The 20,180-nt window shown below is 42.2% G+C and carries 16 protein-coding genes; 5 read left to right on the forward strand and 11 right to left on the reverse strand.

From position 1 onward, the window contains the following. Positions 1-56: 56 nt before the first annotated feature. The 10 genes from ABD894_RS20505 to spt all read right to left on the reverse strand — a co-directional run bounded on the left by ABD894_RS20505 (position 57) and on the right by spt (position 10,841). Positions 57-995: a phosphatase PAP2 family protein gene (locus ABD894_RS20505; protein WP_345212944.1), complete on the reverse strand. Its 939-nt coding sequence runs from the start codon at positions 993-995 to the stop codon at positions 57-59. 1 nt (position 996) lies between these two features. Then, the gene (locus ABD894_RS20510; RefSeq protein WP_345212945.1) at positions 997-1,614 is read right to left on the reverse strand and encodes a sterol desaturase family protein; all 618 of its coding nucleotides are present in this window, start codon (positions 1,612-1,614) and stop codon (positions 997-999) included. 8 nt (positions 1,615-1,622) lie between these two features. Further along, a complete protein-coding gene (locus tag ABD894_RS20515) occupies positions 1,623-2,195 on the reverse strand; it encodes a DUF4833 domain-containing protein (RefSeq protein ID WP_345212946.1) in 573 nt (190 codons plus the stop codon). 2 nt (positions 2,196-2,197) lie between these two features. After that, positions 2,198-2,923, reverse strand: a complete 726-nt coding sequence (locus ABD894_RS20520) for a CDP-alcohol phosphatidyltransferase family protein (RefSeq protein ID WP_345212947.1) — start codon at positions 2,921-2,923, stop codon at positions 2,198-2,200. 18 nt (positions 2,924-2,941) lie between these two features. Further along, positions 2,942-5,500 (reverse strand): DUF5686 and carboxypeptidase-like regulatory domain-containing protein, encoded by a 2,559-nt coding sequence (locus ABD894_RS20525; RefSeq protein WP_345212948.1) that lies wholly within the window; start codon positions 5,498-5,500, stop codon positions 2,942-2,944. 15 nt (positions 5,501-5,515) lie between these two features. After that, positions 5,516-5,887 (reverse strand): GtrA family protein, encoded by a 372-nt coding sequence (locus ABD894_RS20530; protein WP_345212949.1) that lies wholly within the window; start codon positions 5,885-5,887, stop codon positions 5,516-5,518. Positions 5,888-6,113: 226 nt separating this feature from the next. Continuing rightward, complete coding sequence (locus ABD894_RS20535) at positions 6,114-7,439, reverse strand: inositol-3-phosphate synthase (protein WP_345212950.1); 1,326 nt, start codon at positions 7,437-7,439, stop codon at positions 6,114-6,116. A gap of 31 nt (positions 7,440-7,470) precedes the next feature. After that, positions 7,471-8,451: an NAD-dependent epimerase/dehydratase family protein gene (locus ABD894_RS20540; RefSeq protein WP_345212951.1), complete on the reverse strand. Its 981-nt coding sequence runs from the start codon at positions 8,449-8,451 to the stop codon at positions 7,471-7,473. Continuing rightward, positions 8,448-9,566: a GNAT family N-acetyltransferase gene (locus tag ABD894_RS20545; RefSeq protein ID WP_345212952.1), complete on the reverse strand. Its 1,119-nt coding sequence runs from the start codon at positions 9,564-9,566 to the stop codon at positions 8,448-8,450. Before ABD894_RS20545 ends, ABD894_RS20540 begins: the two co-directional genes overlap by 4 nt. A 69-nt stretch (positions 9,567-9,635) precedes the next feature. Then, positions 9,636-10,841, reverse strand: coding sequence for a serine palmitoyltransferase (gene spt, locus ABD894_RS20550; protein WP_345212953.1), 1,206 nt, complete (start codon positions 10,839-10,841; stop codon positions 9,636-9,638). A 351-nt stretch (positions 10,842-11,192) separates the two neighbouring features. Here spt and ABD894_RS20555 point away from each other — a divergent pair, with 351 nt between their 5' ends. The 4 genes from ABD894_RS20555 (at position 11,193) to ABD894_RS20570 (ending at position 17,852) form a co-directional block, all read left to right on the forward strand. Then, positions 11,193-12,536 (forward strand): TolC family protein, encoded by a 1,344-nt coding sequence (locus ABD894_RS20555; protein ID WP_345212954.1) that lies wholly within the window; start codon positions 11,193-11,195, stop codon positions 12,534-12,536. A 10-nt stretch (positions 12,537-12,546) separates the two neighbouring features. Further along, complete coding sequence (locus ABD894_RS20560; protein ID WP_345212955.1) at positions 12,547-13,683, forward strand: efflux RND transporter periplasmic adaptor subunit; 1,137 nt, start codon at positions 12,547-12,549, stop codon at positions 13,681-13,683. Between the two features lie 82 nt (positions 13,684-13,765). Then, positions 13,766-16,945 (forward strand): efflux RND transporter permease subunit, encoded by a 3,180-nt coding sequence (locus ABD894_RS20565; RefSeq protein ID WP_345212956.1) that lies wholly within the window; start codon positions 13,766-13,768, stop codon positions 16,943-16,945. 370 nt (positions 16,946-17,315) lie between these two features. Further along, positions 17,316-17,852 carry a hypothetical protein gene (locus ABD894_RS20570; RefSeq protein ID WP_345212957.1) on the forward strand — a complete coding sequence of 179 codons (537 nt, stop codon included), beginning with the start codon at positions 17,316-17,318 and terminating at the stop codon, positions 17,850-17,852. Between the two features lie 67 nt (positions 17,853-17,919). Here the strand turns inward: ABD894_RS20570 and ABD894_RS20575 are convergent, their stop codons facing one another. Further along, positions 17,920-19,113, reverse strand: a complete 1,194-nt coding sequence (locus tag ABD894_RS20575) for a pyridoxal phosphate-dependent aminotransferase (protein ID WP_345212958.1) — start codon at positions 19,111-19,113, stop codon at positions 17,920-17,922. A gap of 92 nt (positions 19,114-19,205) precedes the next feature. On the opposite strand from ABD894_RS20575, the gene ABD894_RS20580 reads away from it, so the two are divergent. Continuing rightward, complete coding sequence (locus tag ABD894_RS20580) at positions 19,206-20,180, forward strand: cation diffusion facilitator family transporter (protein ID WP_345212959.1); 975 nt, start codon at positions 19,206-19,208, stop codon at positions 20,178-20,180.

Consider the following 20,180-nt stretch of genomic DNA (forward strand, 5'->3'; position numbering starts at 1 on the left):
CGATAATGCAGATCATCGGCTTAGTATAATATTTAGTACAATAAATGTTCAGGAAATTATTTTATCAGCAGCTCGTACTTGTTTAAAAAGTTGCGCAGAAAAGCCACTTTGGTAAACAGCAGGTTGAAAGTGATAATACCCACAATGGCGGTTGTAATACCAAACAATACATCCAACACATAGTGGTGACTGGTGTATACTGCCGAAAACCATATACCTATCATCACCAAACCAAAAAACAGGTTAACTAAACCCAGTCGGTTTTTGATGCCATAATACAGTACAATAACCGGGTACGATGAATGTAGCGAAGGCATAGCCGCGAAAACGTTTGATCCCTTGGCGTAAATGGTTTGAAATATATTCACCCCAAAAAAGCGGTCGAATTTAAATAGCTCGCCGGTATTGCCGGGAGTATGTTTAATAAAATCAAACCCGTGATGCTGCACATACCATGGCGGTGCGGCGGGATAGGTGTAGTAAACCACAAAGCCCAGCAGGTTAACCAAAAAGAAGGTGAGCAGAAAGCTCAAAAACTGCCTGCGGTTATAAAAAAACAGGTAAACCGCAAAGCCCATAGGTACAGGGATCCAGCAGAGGTAAAATATACCGCTCATTACATCTAAAAATGTAAGGCTGTTTAGTCGCCAGTATTCGTTGGGGGTAAGCAGGCTGCTGTTAAAATTAATCCCGAAGATAGATTTTTCGGCATTGTACAGGCCAGCAATATGTACCGGGTTATAATCATAATTAGGGAAAGCCTTCATATAATCATAAATGATCCAGTAGATCACGAAGATGGCAAAACCTGTAATAAACTTACGCGTAATGCCCGACGCGTAAAAGAACGCGTTAAAAAGAAATACGAGAAATAACTGGTCGGTTTTAAAACCTACCAGCAGCCATGATAGCAGCAGGTATGCAATAGAAGCAAGCGAAACAGTAAGTACCGATGTGGCGTTTAATGTTTTAACTGCGGCAGCAGTTTGTGCCATATTATTTTTTAATGAAATCTGAACGGAACACCTTGTCCCACATAGGTGAGCTTACGCCATAACCTTTGCTTGGGTCGGAGTAGTGATGCAGCATGTGATGCTGCTTAATTTTTTTCCAAAAGCTGTTTTTGAAATTAAAGTGATGGATGGCATAGTGAGATATATCATACACCAGGTAACCTATAATAAAGCCCGGGAAAAAAGCATTGGCATAATGCAACGGCAATAACCATTTAAACAAAAAGTAAAAACCGGTAGCCAATGGGATACTTGCCGATGGCGGCATTACCAATCTTTTGGCATCGCTCGGGTAATCATGATGTACGCCGTGGAAAATAAAATGCAAACGCAATGCCCACCCGGCTTTAGGTACAAAATGGAAAACAAAGCGGTGTAATATGTATTCAACAAACGTCCATACGAATAAGCCGCCCAACACCAGGCCAAAGAATAAGCCTACGCCAATATTATCTTCAAAAAGCGCAAGGTATGAGCAATATAGAATAACCGGAACGTACACATATAATGGTACGGTGTAATGTACTTTAGATAAACTTTCAAGGAAGTCGTTTTTGAACATCCTTACCGATTCCTGTGAATTTGAAACAAAATTCTTCATCTTACTATTCAGGGTTTAAACCTTTCTGTTATTTCTTTGCCTGTTGATATATCTGTGCCCTTAAATTCCACATATATAACGTTTGGCGACCAAAAGGCTCCTCCATTAATCCTGATGAAAATACGGTTAAGAATTACTTGCCTTTTAGAAATAGTTACGAAGATATGATATTTTCCGTCACTTCCCTTCATTAACGTGAGCGGAATTTTTTTGTATGACACAAATCTGATATCGTACTTATCCTTGCCCACATTTTTAATATTGAGCCCGTAAGCGAATTTTCGCTGGATAAAATTGAGCTCTTCGCGTTGCCCTTTATCGGTATAACGCAGCCAGTAAGCATGCACCGGGCCGTCGTCTTCATCGGCTTCGCCGTTCTTATTCAATACAATATCGTAGGCTACGGTATTGGTATTAGGATCGCGCTGAAGGTAAAATAAACGTAAATGATTGGCTGCCGGGGTGGGGAACTTTTCATCTGCAAGGGTATCTAACTTAGCAATGCCATGGTTATTTACACTTGCAGATGCATTAAAATATACGAACGAAAAAAAGAATAGTACAGTAAAAATTAACCTCATGCTTACGCCTGTTCCTTTTCTTCAAGGGCTTTTTTAGCGTCTCTCAACCTGTTAAAAGCGGTAACGTTGGTTAAAACGGCCAGTATGGTAATAGGTATGGTGAAGATAGACATGGTTTCGAACACGTGGTACCTGATACCGGGGATGAACAATTTATAATCGCCGCCAATGTAGTTAGACATGATACCGCAAAGCATGGCGCAAAGGCCAATGGTTACCACACGCTCGGGGCGTTGCATTAAACCGCCTTTTACCTCAACACCTAAGCCTTCGGCACGTGCACGTACATAGCTTACCATCATTGAGCCAATCAACGCTATAAAAGCAAATATCGAGCTTAAAAAATAATGGTGCGCTACCAGGTAATAGCAAATACCCAAAAACATGATGAGTTCGCTGTAGCGGTCGAGCACCGAATCGTACAACGCGCCAAAGGTTGATTTCATGTTGCCTAAACGGGCTACCTGCCCATCGAGCATATCAAATAAACCTGCAAACAAGATAAGGCCACCGGCCCAGCCTACATAGCTAAAATCAATACGGCTACCGCCTTCGGCGCCGGTAATAAATATAATGGCCACACCCACATTCAGTATAAAACCGATTGAGGTAACCGCGTTAGGAGTAAGGCCAAGTTTGATCAATACCTTTACAAAAGGATCAATCACCTTATAAATACCCAGCTGCAAATTGGTGCGCAGCGTTGTAGTTGTTGTTGTTTGTGCCATAATTTTTAATTCGTGTTATTAAAAATCAAACGTTAAACGGGTGCGTATACCCCATTCAGATACATTTGGGTTATCTAAATAGTTAAATCGCTTAACCAAATCTAAACGTATAAATTTAAAAATATTTTCAATACCTACACTACCCTCAATATAAGGGGTTTTACCAAGTGCATAAGTTATAGGCGCGCCATTGGCATCCACCGGAAACTGGTAAAGGTTAGGGTGAAGAGATGGATCATTCTCGCTTCTGATACCGCCATAAAGCGCTTTGAATGATACAACCTCGCGCCATTTTAATTTTTTAAGCAGCGGGATCTTGTTAAAGAAGAAACCATAAAAATGCTGATCGATATTGATAGCCTGGTAATGATCGCTCACAAACTCCAAAAAGTTCATCAGGTTATATGATTCAATATCGTAAGCATAACTTTGGTTGGCCCTGTGTATGTTCAGCAGGGGATAAGGTACCTGCCCGAATATGCGTCCGGCCTCAACCGATACATCGGCATAACCGAATACCGAAAGGTAAAAGTGCTTATCTATACGGCCAAATATCCTGTTATAATTGTATTCGCCGTTGAAAAGATCTTTCACGCCGCGAGTATAGTTAAAATAAAAGATAGGATACTTGGTTGGCACCGTTCTGCGAAACATTTTACCTTGATAATACAATTCGTGCGGCGCATAGCGCAAAGTAGCCGATAGCTCGGTAGTAGTGAGGTCTTTATCGGTAGTAAGGGTATTATTTATAAAATTATTGAAATATAATGACCCGGCAGGCTCCTGTGTCCATTTGGTGAAGCCCAGGTTAACCGAAAAACGGTTCTTAAATTCGTGTACATAATCAAGCTTGTAATAATCATTATACAGGTACTTGTCGTTATTGCCACGCTTAAATGATAGCAGGAAATTGTCCTCGCGTACAAAATCGAGCACTAAACCGGGTATCTTGGTATCCCGCTGAAAGCTTGCCCTTATAAAATGCTGCGGAAATTTGTAGATAGATTTATTATTAAGCGAGAACGTACCGCTTAAAAAATACTTCCAGCGTTCATCCTTAAAACCATAAGCCGCGTAAGTTTCAAAGTAAACGCGTGTACTCAATTCTGGCGTGGTACGCCCGCCCAGTCGCAGTCTGAAACCTTCAACCGGGTTAAAGCTGTAAAATGAGTTAGCCGGGCCCATCTCAAATTTACCAAAGCCTTTGTAGCCAAATACCAGTAACGAGGCAATATCAGATAAGCGCCTGTACGATGGCATGTGGGTAAGGCTGTCGATGTTTTTGTAAACCTTTGATTCTGCCGTAGTAAGGGTATCCAGTCGGTTCTCCGTCCAAAAGCGTTCGTCGCGGTTTTTTACCTCGTCGTTTTGTTCAACGGCATCGCCCCGGTAGGTACTATCGGGCCGAGGCGAACCAACCGCGTAGTTTTTAAAGGTGAGCGTCCGTATTCCGAACAAGCCACCATTGCTTTTCTTGTTGAAACCAAAGTCGGCAAGTGTGCTGCTTTTGCTCAGGTGATAACGGCCATCAGGGTTTTGTTCAAAATCCAGATCAACCCGCATCGATTTAACGAAGTTAAGGTTGATGTTGCGGTTCAGATATAAAACGGCACGCTGCACGGCGTAATTACCATCGGTGGTGATATACATTTTACCCTCAAAAAGCATATCGGTAGTATTGCGGGGCGTAAAGCTCAGCTCCACCAGTTTGCTGTTATTTTCGGTAGTAACGGTATCGGTAATAAAGAATTTGTAAAATGTTGGTGCCGGGCCCGAGATAGGACTAAGCCACTGGTTGGTAAGTAAAAATATATTGGTATCGTATATATTTACCTCGGCGTACATGTGCTTAAAGTACTGGCCCATACCATCGTTATCAATAAACGACCCGAAGTTTACACCGCGTTCGCCCAGTACAATGGTCTTCTCCCTTTTAGGATCTTTACGGTAATAGTACTGCGATATCTTTTCGTTCAGGTAAAATGGCAGCAGCGTTTTACCCGGTACGGTGGTGCTATCGCGGTTCTCAATAATGAACTTATACTTGCGGAAAAATTTCTTTTCGGATAGTTTATCAGATACGTTGAGGAACGAAAACTGCATTTTATCGTACATTTTGTACTCCACAAACGGATAGCTTTCGGGCTGATTCTTCTCCTTATTTTCAATAACCTTGCGGATGAGCTCAACTGCAGGATTATTCTTGTTGGTGTATTTTGCTCGTTTGGCCCCCTTTATAGACACCTCGTCAAGCTCCTGTGCCTCGGCCACAAGGCGTACGTTAACCGTTTGTTCAATCCCCGGCTTAATATTTACGGTGGCTGATTTATAGCCAACAAATGAAACCTGTATAGCAGTTTGCGGTTTGGTAGAGCGTATAGTGAATTTACCCTCGTTACCGGTACTTACACCAATGGTGCTGCCGGTAAACGAAACCGATACATAAGATATGCTTTTGTGGGTGCGGGCATCGGTAACTATGCCGTTAACAACCGTGTTTTGAGCAAACAGTATGGATGAAGTGAGTAGGAATAGGGGGAATAAAAGTAATTTTTTCAACAAGATTTTACAGTCCATTTATATGATTGAGCGTTACGCGAAAACAAACTTTTTTTGGAGGAAATAATTATACCCTATACCCACCACCAACGACACAATTATTTTTGATATATATTTATCTAAACCACCAAAGTGTGTAGCTAAAAAAACGCCTCCGTTGTTCAATATCAAATTACCTATCCAAACCACTATGTATTTAATAATTTGTGTAGGCGCATTTTTTTTTTTACCATCAAAAACCCAAAACCGGCCTAAAGCGAAGTTGGCAACGCCGCCCATAACCGTACCCGTAAAGTTTGAATAAAGGTACCACACATGGAAAACCTCGTTACATACCACGGTGGTCAGATAGTCAATTACTGATGCTATTAACGAAGAAGCCTGGGCTTTTATAAACGTAGCCATAATATAAACTATATTCCTAAATCATTAAATAGCAATTCATTAATATTATTTGCCGGCGTACTTCATTTACCAGGCTTGTAAGGCAATTGTTGTTTTAGCTTTGTTATATTGACGTAAAAAACAGCAAAAAGTTACTTACTATAAATAATTTTTAATTGGCGCGAAAGTACGCAAAAAAGCCCGGTTATTTATAACAATAACCGGGCTTTACAATTTATAGTTTTAACTATTGTTCGCTTTCAACAAGTTCTTCGTAATAGTCAAGTCCTAAGTGGGTTATCAAATCTTCGCCCATCAGGTAACGCAAAGTGTTTTGCAGTTTTATCAGTTGTTTGAAAATATCATTCTCGGCCGGTAAACCAGGTGCGGTTTGCGGCGATTTTAAGTAGAATGATAACCACTCCTGTACGCCGCTCATATTAGCGCGTTTAGCGAAGTCGCTAAATAAAGCTAAGTCAAGCGCGATAGGCGCGGCTAAGATTGAATCGCGGCAAAGGAAGTTGATCTTAATTTGCATAGGGTAGCCCATCCAACCGAAGATATCGATGTTATCCCAGCTTTCTTTGTTATCGCCATGAGGAGGGTAGTAGTTGATACGGATCTTGTGGTAGATCTCGCCGTACAATTCAGGATTGCTTTCCGGTTTTAAAATATCTTCCAGTACACCTAATTTTGATACTTCTTTGGTTTTAAAGTTATCCGGATCATCCAGTACCAAACCATCGCGGTTACCCAAAATGTTGGTAGAGAACCAGCCTCTAACACCCAAAGCACGAGCCTCGAAGCCCGGAGCCAAAATGGTTTTCATTAACGTTTGACCGGTTTTGAAATCTTTACCGGCAATCGGCGTGTGGGTTTCTTTAGCCAATTCGATAAGTGCAGGGATATCTACAGTTAAGTTAGGCGCGCCGTTAGCGAAAGGAATACCTAATTTTAATGCAGCGTAAGCATAAAGCATACTTGGTGCAATTTGCTTATCGTCATTTTTTAAGCCTTGCTCAAATTTTTCAAGCGAGCTGTGTACGTCAGATGCTTCAAAGTAAACTTCGGTTGAACCGCACCATACCAATACAACGCGATCAAGACCATTTTTTTCTTTAAAGTTGGTGATGTCCTCAATTAATTGCTGGGCCAGTTCATAACGGGTTCCTTCTTTAACGTGGGTACCATCAAGGTTTTTAGCGTAGTTTTTATCAAACGCGGCTTTCATAGGCACAATGGCCTGTAATTCTTCTTTTACAGCTTCAATGTGATGTTGTTCTAATACACGCGCGTGGCTCGCAGCCTCGTATACGTTATCAGCGTAAACATCCCATCCGCCCCAAACAATATCGTTAAGATTAGCCAATGGCACAAAATCTTTGATTTTAGGGTTACGGTTTTCAGTTCTTTTACCTAAACGGATATTGCCCAATTGAGTAAGAGAGCCGATAGGTTGTGAGATGCCTTTTTTTACAGCTTCAACACCGGCAATCAGTGTGGTTGCTACGGCGCCGAGGCCAGGAAGTAAAATTCCTAATTTACCTTCAGCAGGTTTAATGTTGCTTTTCATTCTTCTTCTTCTGTTAATTATATAATATGGTTTAGAGCCACTTATTAGCTTTATACCAATTAAGCGTTTCTGTTAAGCCGGCATGCAGGTCATAGTGCGGGGTAAAACCAAGGTCGTGTTTTGCCTCTTCTATATCGCAATACCAGTTAGCAGCAGTAAGTTCATTAAGTTTCTCAATATTCAGTGCCGAAGCCTTATTGCTCAAAGAACTAACTTTTTCGGCAATACCGGCTATCACTTTTACAAAGTTTACAGGCAGATGAAATTTGTAGGTACGCAAATTTAACACACTTTTTGTTATATCTCCTAACGCGTATTTATCATAAAAATTTCCGTCGGCAATGATATAAGTTTTTTTATTACCTGCGTATAAGGCTTTTATGCTGGCCTTCGCCAAATCTGTTACGTAAATAAAGCTCAGCTTTTGCGCTTTTGAGCCAATGTAAGGTTCAATGCCCTTAACAACCTGTTTAAAAAAAATAAATATATCCTTATCACGCGGGCCATAAACAGCCGTTGGGCGCAGTATGGTATAGTTCAAGGTTTTAAATACTTTAAGGCGTTCTTCGGCTGCCAGTTTGCTGCGGCCATAAGCCGTTACCGGGTTAGGCGTAGTGTTATCTTTTATAATACCATCAAGGCTGTGCAGAGGGCCTACGGCAGCAAGGCTGCTGATCAGCACCAGCTTTTTTACGCCCGAATCGGCAGCAGCGGCAGCTAAATTGGCTGTATTACCGGCGTTTATAAGATCATATTCACGCTGCGAACGCGCTTTGGTAACCCCCGCGGCATGTATAATATAATCGAACTTCTCATTTTTCAGCGTTTCGGTCAATGCCTCACGATCGCTGAAATCCGGGTAGATATATTGAATATCAAACTCTTTAAGGTGGTCTATTTTGCTGCTTTTACGTACAGCGGCGCACACCTCTAAATTGTTCTTTAAAGCTTCATTAACAAGATGATACCCTACAAAGCCGCTTGCACCGGTTATTAAAACCCGCTCCTTCATATATTTTTTTCGTAGATACGGTATGTTTTGTACTGATTGCCGCCTATGGCTTCAATAGCACGATTTACCATCTCATTGTGTTCAAGTGTCCAGCTGGCCTCGGCATAATCGAGGTTTTTGCGGCGGTATTCTTTAATAATGCTGCCATACAAACAAGCCTCGATGCCCATTTTACGGTAGCCATCTATTACACCAAGCAGCATAATGCGTATGCCACGTATCTTCTTTTTGTTGAATAGTAATTTGAAGATACCGGTAGGCAACAGGCGGCCTCTTTTAATGGTGCGCAATATCTGGTTTACATCGGGTACGGCTACGCCAAAACCTACTATTTTACCATCCTGCTCGGCCAAAAAGGCAAAGTCGGGGTCTAATATTAGCTTCAGGTCTTTAGCTATGTAATCAAACTCATCATTCGTCATCGGGAAGAAACCAAGGTTTTTATCCCAGGCATGGTTATACACCTCGCGCAGCGCGGCAACTTCCTGTTTGAAGTTTTTAAGGTTGATTTTACGGATGATGATATTGCTGCGTGTTAAACGCTGTTGCAGCTTATCAAGCAAGGTAAGCGATTTATCGTTATAATGCTGGCCTTTCCAGCTGTAAGCAAAAAGATCAACCTGTTTGGTTAAACCATATTTCTCCACCAAATCAATATAATACGGCGGGTTATAGGTCATCAACACTACAGGCGGACTATCGAAGCCTTTGATCAATAAACCTGCTGTTTCGTTGGTTGAAGGATTTGCCGGACCAACTAGTTTGGTAGCACCTCTTTCTTTTACCCAATCGGTAGCCGCGTCGAAAAGCATTTTGGCGGTTTCCCAATCGTTTATACAATCAAAAAAGCCAAAGAAGCCATCGGTAACATTATTGAAGCTGTTATGATTGTTGTTAAATATAGCGGCTATACGGCCAACTATTTTATCGCCATCATACGCCAAAAACAATTGCAGGGATGAGTGCTTGAAAAAGGGGTGGGTGTCAGTTAAAATGTCCCTTTGGGCGATAAATAGTTCGGGGACATAATTAGGATCGTTCTTATACAGATCGTGCGGGAAATCAATAAAAGCCGCGAGTTCTTTTTTCGATTTAACCGAAACTAATTGTTTCATTATGGTATAATGATGTTTATGTAGTGGTACAATTAAATAGAGCACCGTTGTCGCGGTGCTCTATTTAATTTATATTCTTTCTTTGATGGTGGTAACGCCCACCTCTTTGAAGGCTTTCGATATTTTTTCAACAGCTTCGTCTATCTGGTCAAAGGTGTGTGTGGCCATTAACGAGAAGCGGAGTAACGATGAATCAGAAGGTACAGCAGGTGATACAACCGGGTTAACGAATATACCATCGTTTTGCAGCTGGTTAGTTACCAGGAAGGTTTTATCGTTATCACGTATGTAGATAGGCAATATCGGGCTTTCTGACGCGCCGATATCAAAACCTTCTTCTGTAAATAATTTGGTGGCGTAGTTAGTGTTCTCCCAAAGCTTGGCAATACGCTCAGGCTCTGATTCGATGATATCTAACGCGGCAATTACGCTGGCTACAGAGCCCGGGGTCATGCTCGCGCTGAACATTAATGAACGTGCACGGTGTTTAAGGTAATCAATAGTATCATGATCGCTGGCGATGAAACCACCTAATGATGCCAGTGATTTACTGAATGTGCTCATGATCAGATCCACCTCGCCGGTTAGGCCGAAGTGTGACGCTGTACCCGAACCATTTTCGCCGATAACGCCTAAACTGTGGGCATCGTCAACCATAATGTTGGCACCGTACTCATCGGCAAGTTTCACAATTTCAGGTAACTTAACAATGTCACCCTCCATGCTGAAAATACCGTCAACCACAATTACCTTAACTGCTTCCTCTGGCAACAAGCTAAGCTTGCGCTGAAGATCAGCCATATCATTATGCGCGTATTTTATAACTTTTGAAAAAGAAAGACGGCTGCCATCTATTAAAGAAGCGTGGTCATACTCGTCAAGTATCAAATAATCGTTACGGCCTGTAATGCACGACAGTACCCCCAGGTTCACCTGGAAACCGGTACTAAATAAAACCGCGGCTTCTTTACCTACATAGGTAGCCAGCTTGTTTTCTAATTCGATATGTATGTCAAGTGTACCGTTTAAAAAACGAGAACCTGCACAGCCTGTACCATATTTATCAATTGCTCTCTTGGATGCTTCTTTGATCTTAGGATGGTTGGTTAACCCCAAATAGGAGTTTGACCCGAACATGAGTACGCGTTTATTATTAATAATAACTTCAGTATCCTGTCCTGATTCGATTGGTCTGAAAAACGGATACAGACCTTTCTCCCTGATCATATTTGCATCCTGGAACTGAGCAATCTTTTGGTGTAGCTTTTTACCCATGTATTAACCCTGCTTAAATTTTTTGTAAAAATAGTATGAATAAATAATATATAACGATGTCGAGTGTAAATTTTTTATCACCCTCCAAAAAATTACCATATTCATTCTAACCTGCAAATTAATCAAATTTTTTATTTAATCAGTGTCAAATTTTTTCATTTCGCTATAAAAAAGATTAATAATCGGGTGTTTAGTAACAGGTAACACAACCTTTACGTAAAAATTTTGTTGTGTGTAAAAAGTAAGTCATATTAATAACATATTAGCAAACAATCGCTTAAATATTACAAAGTATTTAGAATTATTGAGCGTAGTTTTGCTGCTTATAAAAAATCTACTATATCTGTTTATATGAAAAAAATTCCACTATTGATATCCTGTTTCAACCTGTTATCAATAACCGTTTTTGCCCAAATCAGAACAGATAGCTTGCCCGAAACCGTAAATTTAAACCAGGCCATTGATTTCGCGTTGCGCAATCAACCTGTGGTAAGGCAGGCTTCTATCGATGAGCAAATCAACGAACGCGATATTCGTATTGGTTTGGCAGGGTGGCTTCCCCAGGTTACCGGTACAGGCAATGTGCAACATTATTTTAAAGGTAGCCCGGTTGCGGGTGCTGCCGGCGGCGGTTTGCCGGGCGGTACCAACAGCGGCGATATCAGCAATCTTTCTACCTTAGGTTTGCAGGCTAACCAGGTATTGTATAATAATGACGTATTCCTGGCCGCGCGTGCTGCCCGCTATTCAAGGCAATATTATAAAGAGAATGTGGTAAGCAGCCAAATTAATGTAGTGGCCGATGTAAGCAAGGCCTTTTTTGATGTATTGCTCTCTCAAAAACAACTCAACATTACCAACGAAGATATTATACGCCTTCAACGCAGCTTAAAAGATGCAAGCAGTCGCTACCAGGCTGGCGTATCTGATAAAACAGATTACAAACAGGCTACCATTGCGCTCAACAATTCAAAGGTTACCCGTAAGCAAACAGAAGAAGCTATAAAAAGCAAACTGGCTTATTTAAAGCAAATTATGGGTGTGAGCAAGGCAGGTGATTTAACCTTGGCTTATGATTCGAGCCGTTATGAGCAGGCCGCTTTGATAGATACCAACCAAACGCTCGACGTTAATAACCGTATCGAGTACCGTTTGCTGCAAAGCACCAAATCGTTACGCAACCTTAATGTAAATTACTACAAGTGGGGCTTTTTGCCGTCGTTATCAGCATTTGCCAACTACAACTTAATATATGCCAATAAAAACCTGTCAAACCTGTATACCAATACATTCCCTAACGGTTATGTAGGGTTATCGTTAAGCATACCAATATTTACGGGTACAAGGCGTTTGCAAAACTTAAGCAAAGCCCGCTTGCAGGAAGACAGGGTTGACCTCGACATAATCAATACCAAAAACTCGCTGAATACAGAGTATGTACAGGCTTTGGCTAATTACAAAACAAACTATACGGCCTGGCAATTAGTAAAAGAAAACGTAGAGCTGGCTAAAGACGTATACAATGTAGTAAGCCTGCAATACCGCGAAGGCGTTAAAACTTACCTGGATGTGATTGTTTCGCAAGCTGATTTGCGTACCGCGCAGCTTAACTATTATAACGCGTTATTTCAACTATTATCAAGTAAGATAGATTTTCAAAAATCATTAGGAACCCTTACACCTCAACAAAACTAAACTACCGAATATGAAACACAATTATATATATTGGCTGGCTCCAATCATCATCCTAACATGGTCAGCATGCGGTAATAAACAGCCGCAGGCAGGTCCGCCACCTGCTACCCCGGTAAACGTAACCGAGGCAAAAAAGGCCGAATCAGTTTATTACGACAGTTACCAGGGTATTGTGGTGGCACTTAACAATGTTGAGCTGCGCAGCCAGGTACCGGGTTTTATAACAGGCATCTTCTTTAAAGAGGGTGAGGTAGTACAAAAAGGAAAAGCGCTATACGAAATTGACCGTCGTAAATATCTTGCTGCTTATCAGCAGGCACAAGCCAATGTATTAAGCGCGAAAGCCAACTTGGTAAAAGCGCAAAAAGATATCGACCGCTATAATATGTTGTTGAAGAACGACGCGATTGCCCGCCAAACGGTTGATCAGGCACTTGCAGCGTTTGAAACCAGTAAAGGCCAGGTTGCCGTAGCCGTAGCCGCGCTTGAATCTGCCCGTACCGATCTTTCTTACGCTACTATTACCGCGCCTTTTACAGGCCGTATAGGTATATCGCAGGTGAGGTTAGGTTCGCAGGTATCATCAGGTACTACCTTATTAAATACCATATCAACCGAAAACCCTATAGGTATTGATGTAGTGATCAACGAGCAGGATATCGAACGTTTTTACAAACTGCAAAGCAGCACCAACGATACCACCTTCAAACTGAAACTATCTAACGGCAGCATGTACGATAAGCCGGGTAAAATTGTAGCTATCGATAGGGGAGTTAACAACCAAACCGGTAGTATTAAGGTAAGGGTACAATTTACCAATGATAAAGATGTACTGCGTGATGGTATGAGCGGTGTGTTACAGGTATTGAACAATCAATCGGGCGACCGTATCCTGATCCCGTACAAATCAGTAACCGAGCAAATGGGTGAGTTTTTTGTGTTTACCGCTAAAGATACCATTGCCTTACAGAAAAAGGTAGTGCTTGGGCCACGTATACAAGATAAGGTAATTGTAATGGATGGTTTAGAAGTTGGCGACAAGGTGATCACCGAAGGTTTTCAGCGTTTACGCGACAGCGGTAAGATCACATTAGGTCCGCCGCCGGGACAAGCTGCACCTGAAATGAAAAAGGGCGCGGGTAAATAACCAAGCGTTCCTGCCTTATATCTACCCATTAAAATTGTACTTGCGGGTGTATGTTTTACGCCCGTTTAAAATATAAAAAAGAATGATTGCAGAAACCTTTATACGAAGACCGGTTACCGCTATTGTTATATCATTAGTGATCGTAATAGTAGGTACACTCGCCATTATGAGTCTTCCGATAGGCCAGTATCCTGAAATTACACCCCCTACAGTACAGGTTACCGGTACATACACGGGTGCCGATGCACTCACGGTGGAGCAAACTGTTGCTACACCGGTAGAGGTACAGGTGAACGGTACCCCCGGCATGACCTATTTGCAAAGTAACAGTACCGGTAACGGTGCCATGAGCATGACGGTTAACTTTGAAATTGGTACCGATATTAATATTGCCGCGCTCGATGTGCAAAACCGTGTAGGTATAGCCCTGCCAACCTTGCCGCAGGAAGTACAGCGTTTAGGTATGATCGTACGTAAACGTAACCCGAGCATTTTGATGCTTGTGGCCATGTTTTCACCAAAAGGATCGCACGATGTAACCTTTGTAGATAACTATACCAACGTATTTATTAAAGATGCGCTTTTGCGTACCAAAGGTGTGGGTGACGTATTTACACGTGCCGATGACTTTAGTATGCGTATCTGGCTTAAGCCGGATAAACTGGCTGCCTTAGGCATGACCGCCGCCGACGTTACCGCTGCCTTGCAGGAGCAAAACGCGCAGGTAGCCGCGGGTACAGTAGGTTCAACCCCGCAAATGACCGGTCAAACGTTTGAGTATACCGTATTGGTAAAAGGCCGTTTAACCCAGGCATCGGAGTTTGAAAACATAGTAGTAAGAACACAGCCTAACAATGGCGCTATAGTGCATTTAAAAGATGTTGCCCGCGTGCAGTTAGGTAAGTTTAACTATGCCGGTAACTCATTTGTTGATGGTAAACGTGCTTCGTACCTGTTAATATACCAGGCCCCAGGAAGTAACGCTATTGAAACTGCCGACGCTGTTACCGCTACAATGGAAGATTTGAAAAAGACCTTTCCTAATGATATTTCTTACGTAGTACCGTTCGAATCGGTAACTGTGGTAAAGGTATCTTTGGATGAGGTGGTAGAAACCCTGGTTATCGCGCTCGCGCTGGTAATTATAGTGGTATTCCTCTTCCTGCAAAACTGGCGTACAACGCTTATCCCGGTACTGGCTATCCCGGTATCTATTATTGGTACGTTCATCTTCTTTATCCCGCTCGGCTTTACTATTAATACGCTTACCATGTTCGGTTTCGTACTGGCCATTGGTATTGTGGTGGATGATGCCATTGTGGTGGTAGAGGCCGTGCAGCATTACATGGATGAAAAGGGCATGTCGCCAAAGGATGCAACCCTGCATGCCATGCGCGACATCTCGGCCCCGGTAATTGCCATTGCCCTTATCTTGGGCGCGGTATTCGTACCGGTTGGTTTTATACCGGGTATTGTTGGTCGTTTATACCAGCAGTTCGCAATTACCATCGCTATATCGGTATTGATATCGGCATTTGTGGCGCTTTCATTAACGCCGGCATTGTGCGTGTTGATATTACGTCCGCATAAGATCGACGAAAGCTCAAAAGGCCTTGATAAATTCTTCTTTAAGTTTAACAGCTGGTTTGATAGGGTAACCCATAAATACCGTAACACGGTTGATAAAGGTATCAAACACTCCAAGTTTGTAATTATTATACTGGTATGTATTATTATAGGTACGGTATTACTCTTCAGGGCTAAACCATCAGGGTTTATTCCGCTGGAAGATGAAGGCCGTGTATTTGTTACTTACGATTTGCCGGAAGGTTCATCAACTGAAAGAACCGTTGCCGTATTGCACGAAATGATGAAAGTGCTGGATAGTGTACCTGCTATTAATCACTACGCGGCATTAGGCGGTTTGAACGCGGTTAACTTTGCAACCAAATCAAACAGTGCCACCATATTCGTTCAGCTAAAAAAATGGGAAGAACGTACTAAGGAAGAAGATAAACTGCAAGGCGTTATCGCTACCCTGCAAAAAAAGCTGGCACGCTTTAAAGAGGCCAGTGTGGTAGTTATCTCGCCTCCGGCAATCCCGGGTTTGGGTAACACCGGTGGTTTCTCGTTCATTTTACAGGAAAGAGAAGCAGGCGGCGATATTAAAACCTTTGAAAAAACTCTGCAAACCTTCCTGGCAGCTGTAAATCAGCGACCGGAAATTGCACGCGCGTTCTCGTTCTTCACGGCTCGTACACCGGCTTACCAGTTGACTATTGACCGTGAAAAAGCTAAAAAATTAGGCGTGCAGATCAATGATATCAACACTGCACTGCAAACCTACATGGGTAGCTCGTACATTAACGACTTCACCGTATATGGGCGTAACTTTAGGGTAGTGGCCCAGGCCGATACTAACTATCGTACCAATATCCAAAACATCGGGCAGTATTTTGTGCGTAACTCATCGGGTAGCATGGTGCCTTTAAGCACGCTTACCAGTTATAAGGTAATCGAAAACGCGCCGCTTATTTCTCACTACAACCTGTTCCGTTCTGCCGAGATCAACGGTGGTACCAAGCCGGGTTACAGTAGTGGTGATGCTATCAACGCGTTAAAAGAGGTAGCCGCTCAAACCTTGCCGCAAGGGTATGGTTACGAGTTCTCGGGCTTAAGCCGTGAGGAGTTGTTATCGGGTTCAAAAACCATTTACATCTTCGCGTTGTCAATCGGTTTCGTGTTCCTGTTCCTGGCCGCCTTGTACGAAAGTTGGTCGGTACCGTTCTCGGTACTGCTGGCAGTGCCGCTGGGCGCGTTTGGTGCAATCTTGTGCCTGTACTTCTTCCCAAGCTTAACCAATAACGTTTACGCGCAAATAGGTTTGATAACGCTCATAGGTTTGGCGGCCAAGAACGCCATCCTGATTGTAGAGTTTGCCAAGGAGCGTGTTGATTTGGGGGTAGACCTCGAAGAAGCGACGCTTGAAGCAGTAAGACTACGTTTAAGACCGATCATCATGACGTCGATGGCATTCATATTAGGTATCTTACCTTTATTGTTCTCATCAGGTGCAGGTGCTGAAGCCCGTAAAACTATTGGCTTCACGGTATTCGGGGGGATGGTTGCGGCAACATCACTGGCTATATTTATAGTACCGGTATTGTTCTACATTATTACCAAGTTTGCCTATGGCGAAGAGAAGCTGGCCGAATTAAAGGCTAATCACAAGCCCGATCCGGATCACGATCCGCAAGCGTAATCTACGCGATATTATAAGCAGAAATGCCCGGTTTACCGGGCTTTTCTGCTTTAGTGCAGTTTATAATATACACTTTGATAATACAGTGTTGACATGGTTTTAATACACTTTGTCAGTCTGACAGGACATATTGTTTTTAATAATATATGATACATACTATATCATATTATGAAATTTAAGCTGATATGCGCTAATATTAAACGACTGAATAACAATTTGAAAGATATTTCAATTATGAAATATTTCTTCATATTTCATGTTGTAGCTTCCGTCATACAAATATCACAACACACTAAGCAGCCCTTGTTGGCAAAGTATTTGTAAAGGTTGACGTGAAAATCTAAATGATTATTTACAAAAACACACAACAATGAAAACAATGACTAAAATTGTAGCTACAGCCCTTACAGCAGTTGCTATCTTTATCGGAACTACTAATGTACAAGCACAAACTAATGATAAAAGCGCATGGCGTTTAGGTTTCGGTTTAGAAGGCGGTCTTCCAACCGGTAAAATAAAAGACTATACAAGTTTCCAATTAGGTGGTACTGCCCGTTTACAATACGGTTTGGCTGATAACTTAGCCCTTACCTTAACATCAGGTTACTACAACTATTTTGGTAAAGATGTAACCCAATCAGGTGTAACTTTTAAAAATGATGATATCGGTATCATCCCGGTTAAATTGGGTATCAAATCGTTCTTTACAGATAACCTGTATTTTGGTGCAGAGGCCGGTGCCGGTTTTGCTACTAACGAAGGTAACAACACTAAATTAATATTAGCGCCAACTTTGGGTTGGGCCGATAAATCATGGGATGTTGGCGTTAAATACGAAAACTTCAGTGGTAACAATAATAACTGGGGTACAGTTGGTTTACGTTTAGCTTACGGCTTCTCGTTGTAATCAACAGTACTTTAAAAGCAGAAAGGCCCGCAATTCGCGGGCTTTTCTGCTTTATATAAGGTTTTGCTTAGCTTAGTTTGCCTAAAGCTTCTTTTATTCTTCTTACAGCCTCAATCAGTTTTTCTTCTGATGCCGCGTATGATAAACGGATAGAAGTTTTATCGCCGAATGAATCGCCGCCTACGGTAGCAACATGGCCTTCTTCAAGCAGGTAAATGCTCAGTTCATCAGCATCGTTAATGGTTTTGCCATTATAGCTTTTACCGAAGAAAGAAGTTACATCAGGGAAAAAGTAGAACGCGCCATCGGGCAGGTTAACGTTTACGCCGTCAATATCTTTTAGCAGGTTGTACACAATGTCGCGGCGTTTTCTGAATTGCTCGCGCATTTGGTGTACGCTCTCTAAACCACCTTCGTAAGCGGCAACACCGGCACGTTGGGTAATAGAGCAGGTACCTGAAGTGATCTGGCCTTGCATTTTATCGCAGGCAGCGGCAATTTCTTTGTTTGATGCCGTGTAACCAATTCTCCAACCGGTCATGGCATAAGATTTTGAGAAACCGTTGATCACTACCACGCGGTCTTTAATGCTGTCAAACTGGGCGATTGATTCGTGCTTGTCAACAAAGTTGATGTGCTCGTAAATTTCGTCAGACAGGATATAGATCTGCGGATGTTTTTCAAAAACCTTTACCAGTGATTCCAGCTCTTCTTTAGTGTAAACGCTGCCTGTAGGGTTACATGGCGACGAAAACATGAACAGTTTTGATTTCGGGGTAATGGCAGCTTCCAGTTGCTCGGCAGTAATTTTAAAGTTTTGCTCAACGGTAGTGTTAATGAAAACGCTGTTACCTTCGGCAAGTTTTACTACTTCAGAGTACGAAACCCAGTAAGGGGTAGGGATAATTACCTCTTCGCCCGGGTTAACCAAACATAAAACCGCGTTAGCGATAGCCTGTTTAGCACCGGTTGATACTACGATCTGGCTAATGTCGTAATCAAGGTTGTTCTCGTCCTTAAGTTTCTTCACTATAGCTTTACGCAGATCCGGGTAACCGGCTACGGGTGTATAATAGGTAAAGTTTTCATCCATCGCCTTCTTAGCGGCATCCTTAATATGTTCAGGGGTATGAAAATCAGGCTCACCAAAGCTAAGGCTTATCACATCAACACCTTTAGCAGCAAGCTCACGGCCCATTTTGGCCATTTTAATGGTTTGTGATTCCGACAGGTTATTTATCCTGTTACTTAATGTACTCATATTATTTGTGTTATCGCGGCAAATATAGAAAATAAGTTTACTGCTACTTACTGATGTTATTTTTTAAATTTGAACTCTAAATTCGGAACGCTTTGAGGGAACAGAAAAGAATCATTTTAATTTCGCTGATAACGGGTGCTGAGCTGATGTTTGCGAAGTTTATTGCCTACTTTTTAACAGCCTCAAACTTTGTACTTACCGATGCTGCCGAGAGTATTGTAAACGTGGTAGCCAGTTCGTTCGCGTTTTTCAGCATTTATCTTTCTTCGCTTCCGCGCGATGAAAACCATCCTTACGGGCACGGTAAAGTAGAGTTCTTTTCGGTATTCATCGAGGGCGCACTCATCGGCATTGCCGGTATCATGATCATCATAAAATCAACCTACAGCATTTTTCACCCAACCGCAATTCACGATCTTTTATTAGGAGCCACCATTATTGGTATTACCGGGTTGATCAATGGCGCCTTGGGGTATTATATGATACGAAAAGGTAAAGAACTCCGCTCTATAACCGTTGAAGCCGACGGTCACCACCTGCTTACCGATACTGTTACAAGCATAGGCCTGGTGGTAGGTTTGTTATTGATTCATTTTACTAAGATACTTTGGCTGGATAGCGCGCTTTCTATCGCTGTGGGCTTATATATCGTATTCACAGGTTATAAACTGGTACGCCGTTCGGTTGGCGGGTTGATGGATGAAACCGATTTTCAACTGGTAAATAACCTATTGAAAGTACTAAGCGATAAACGTAAGGACGAATGGATAGATATTCATAACCTGCGTGCGCAAAAGTATGGTAATGAACTGCATATCGATTGCCATTTGACCCTGCCAAATTATTTCGACCTGATACGGGTGCACGAGGAGGTTTCTTTGGTAGATAAGATGATCAACAGCGAAGCCGGCATTAAAACCGAGTTATTTATACACACCGACCCTTGCCTGCCCGACTGCTGCCACTATTGCAGTATGCCCAATTGCCCCATACGATCGGAGCCTAAACGTATTGAGATTGAATGGACCTTGGACAAGGTGATGCCTAATAAAAAGCACTTCGAATAA

The organism is Mucilaginibacter gynuensis (assembly GCF_039541195.1).
GTDB classification, from domain to species: domain Bacteria; phylum Bacteroidota; class Bacteroidia; order Sphingobacteriales; family Sphingobacteriaceae; genus Mucilaginibacter; species Mucilaginibacter gynuensis.

Excerpts from the sequence above, each read along its gene's own strand:
- ABD894_RS20505 (WP_345212944.1), bottom strand. The coding sequence starts at position 995 with ATGGCACAAACTGCTGCCGCAGTTAAAACATTAAACGCCACATCGGTA.
- ABD894_RS20510 (WP_345212945.1), bottom strand. The coding sequence starts at position 1,614 with ATGAAGAATTTTGTTTCAAATTCACAGGAATCGGTAAGGATGTTCAAA.
- ABD894_RS20515 (WP_345212946.1), bottom strand. The coding sequence starts at position 2,195 with ATGAGGTTAATTTTTACTGTACTATTCTTTTTTTCGTTCGTATATTTT.
- ABD894_RS20520 (WP_345212947.1), bottom strand. The coding sequence starts at position 2,923 with ATGGCACAAACAACAACAACTACAACGCTGCGCACCAATTTGCAGCTG.
- ABD894_RS20525 (WP_345212948.1), bottom strand. The coding sequence starts at position 5,500 with ATGGACTGTAAAATCTTGTTGAAAAAATTACTTTTATTCCCCCTATTC.
- ABD894_RS20530 (WP_345212949.1), bottom strand. The coding sequence starts at position 5,887 with ATGGCTACGTTTATAAAAGCCCAGGCTTCTTCGTTAATAGCATCAGTA.
- ABD894_RS20535 (WP_345212950.1), bottom strand. The coding sequence starts at position 7,439 with ATGAAAAGCAACATTAAACCTGCTGAAGGTAAATTAGGAATTTTACTT.
- ABD894_RS20540 (WP_345212951.1), bottom strand. The coding sequence starts at position 8,451 with ATGAAGGAGCGGGTTTTAATAACCGGTGCAAGCGGCTTTGTAGGGTAT.
- ABD894_RS20545 (WP_345212952.1), bottom strand. The coding sequence starts at position 9,566 with ATGAAACAATTAGTTTCGGTTAAATCGAAAAAAGAACTCGCGGCTTTT.
- spt (WP_345212953.1), bottom strand. The coding sequence starts at position 10,841 with ATGGGTAAAAAGCTACACCAAAAGATTGCTCAGTTCCAGGATGCAAAT.
- ABD894_RS20555 (WP_345212954.1), top strand. The coding sequence starts at position 11,193 with ATGAAAAAAATTCCACTATTGATATCCTGTTTCAACCTGTTATCAATA.
- ABD894_RS20560 (WP_345212955.1), top strand. The coding sequence starts at position 12,547 with ATGAAACACAATTATATATATTGGCTGGCTCCAATCATCATCCTAACA.
- ABD894_RS20565 (WP_345212956.1), top strand. The coding sequence starts at position 13,766 with ATGATTGCAGAAACCTTTATACGAAGACCGGTTACCGCTATTGTTATA.
- ABD894_RS20570 (WP_345212957.1), top strand. The coding sequence starts at position 17,316 with ATGAAAACAATGACTAAAATTGTAGCTACAGCCCTTACAGCAGTTGCT.
- ABD894_RS20575 (WP_345212958.1), bottom strand. The coding sequence starts at position 19,113 with ATGAGTACATTAAGTAACAGGATAAATAACCTGTCGGAATCACAAACC.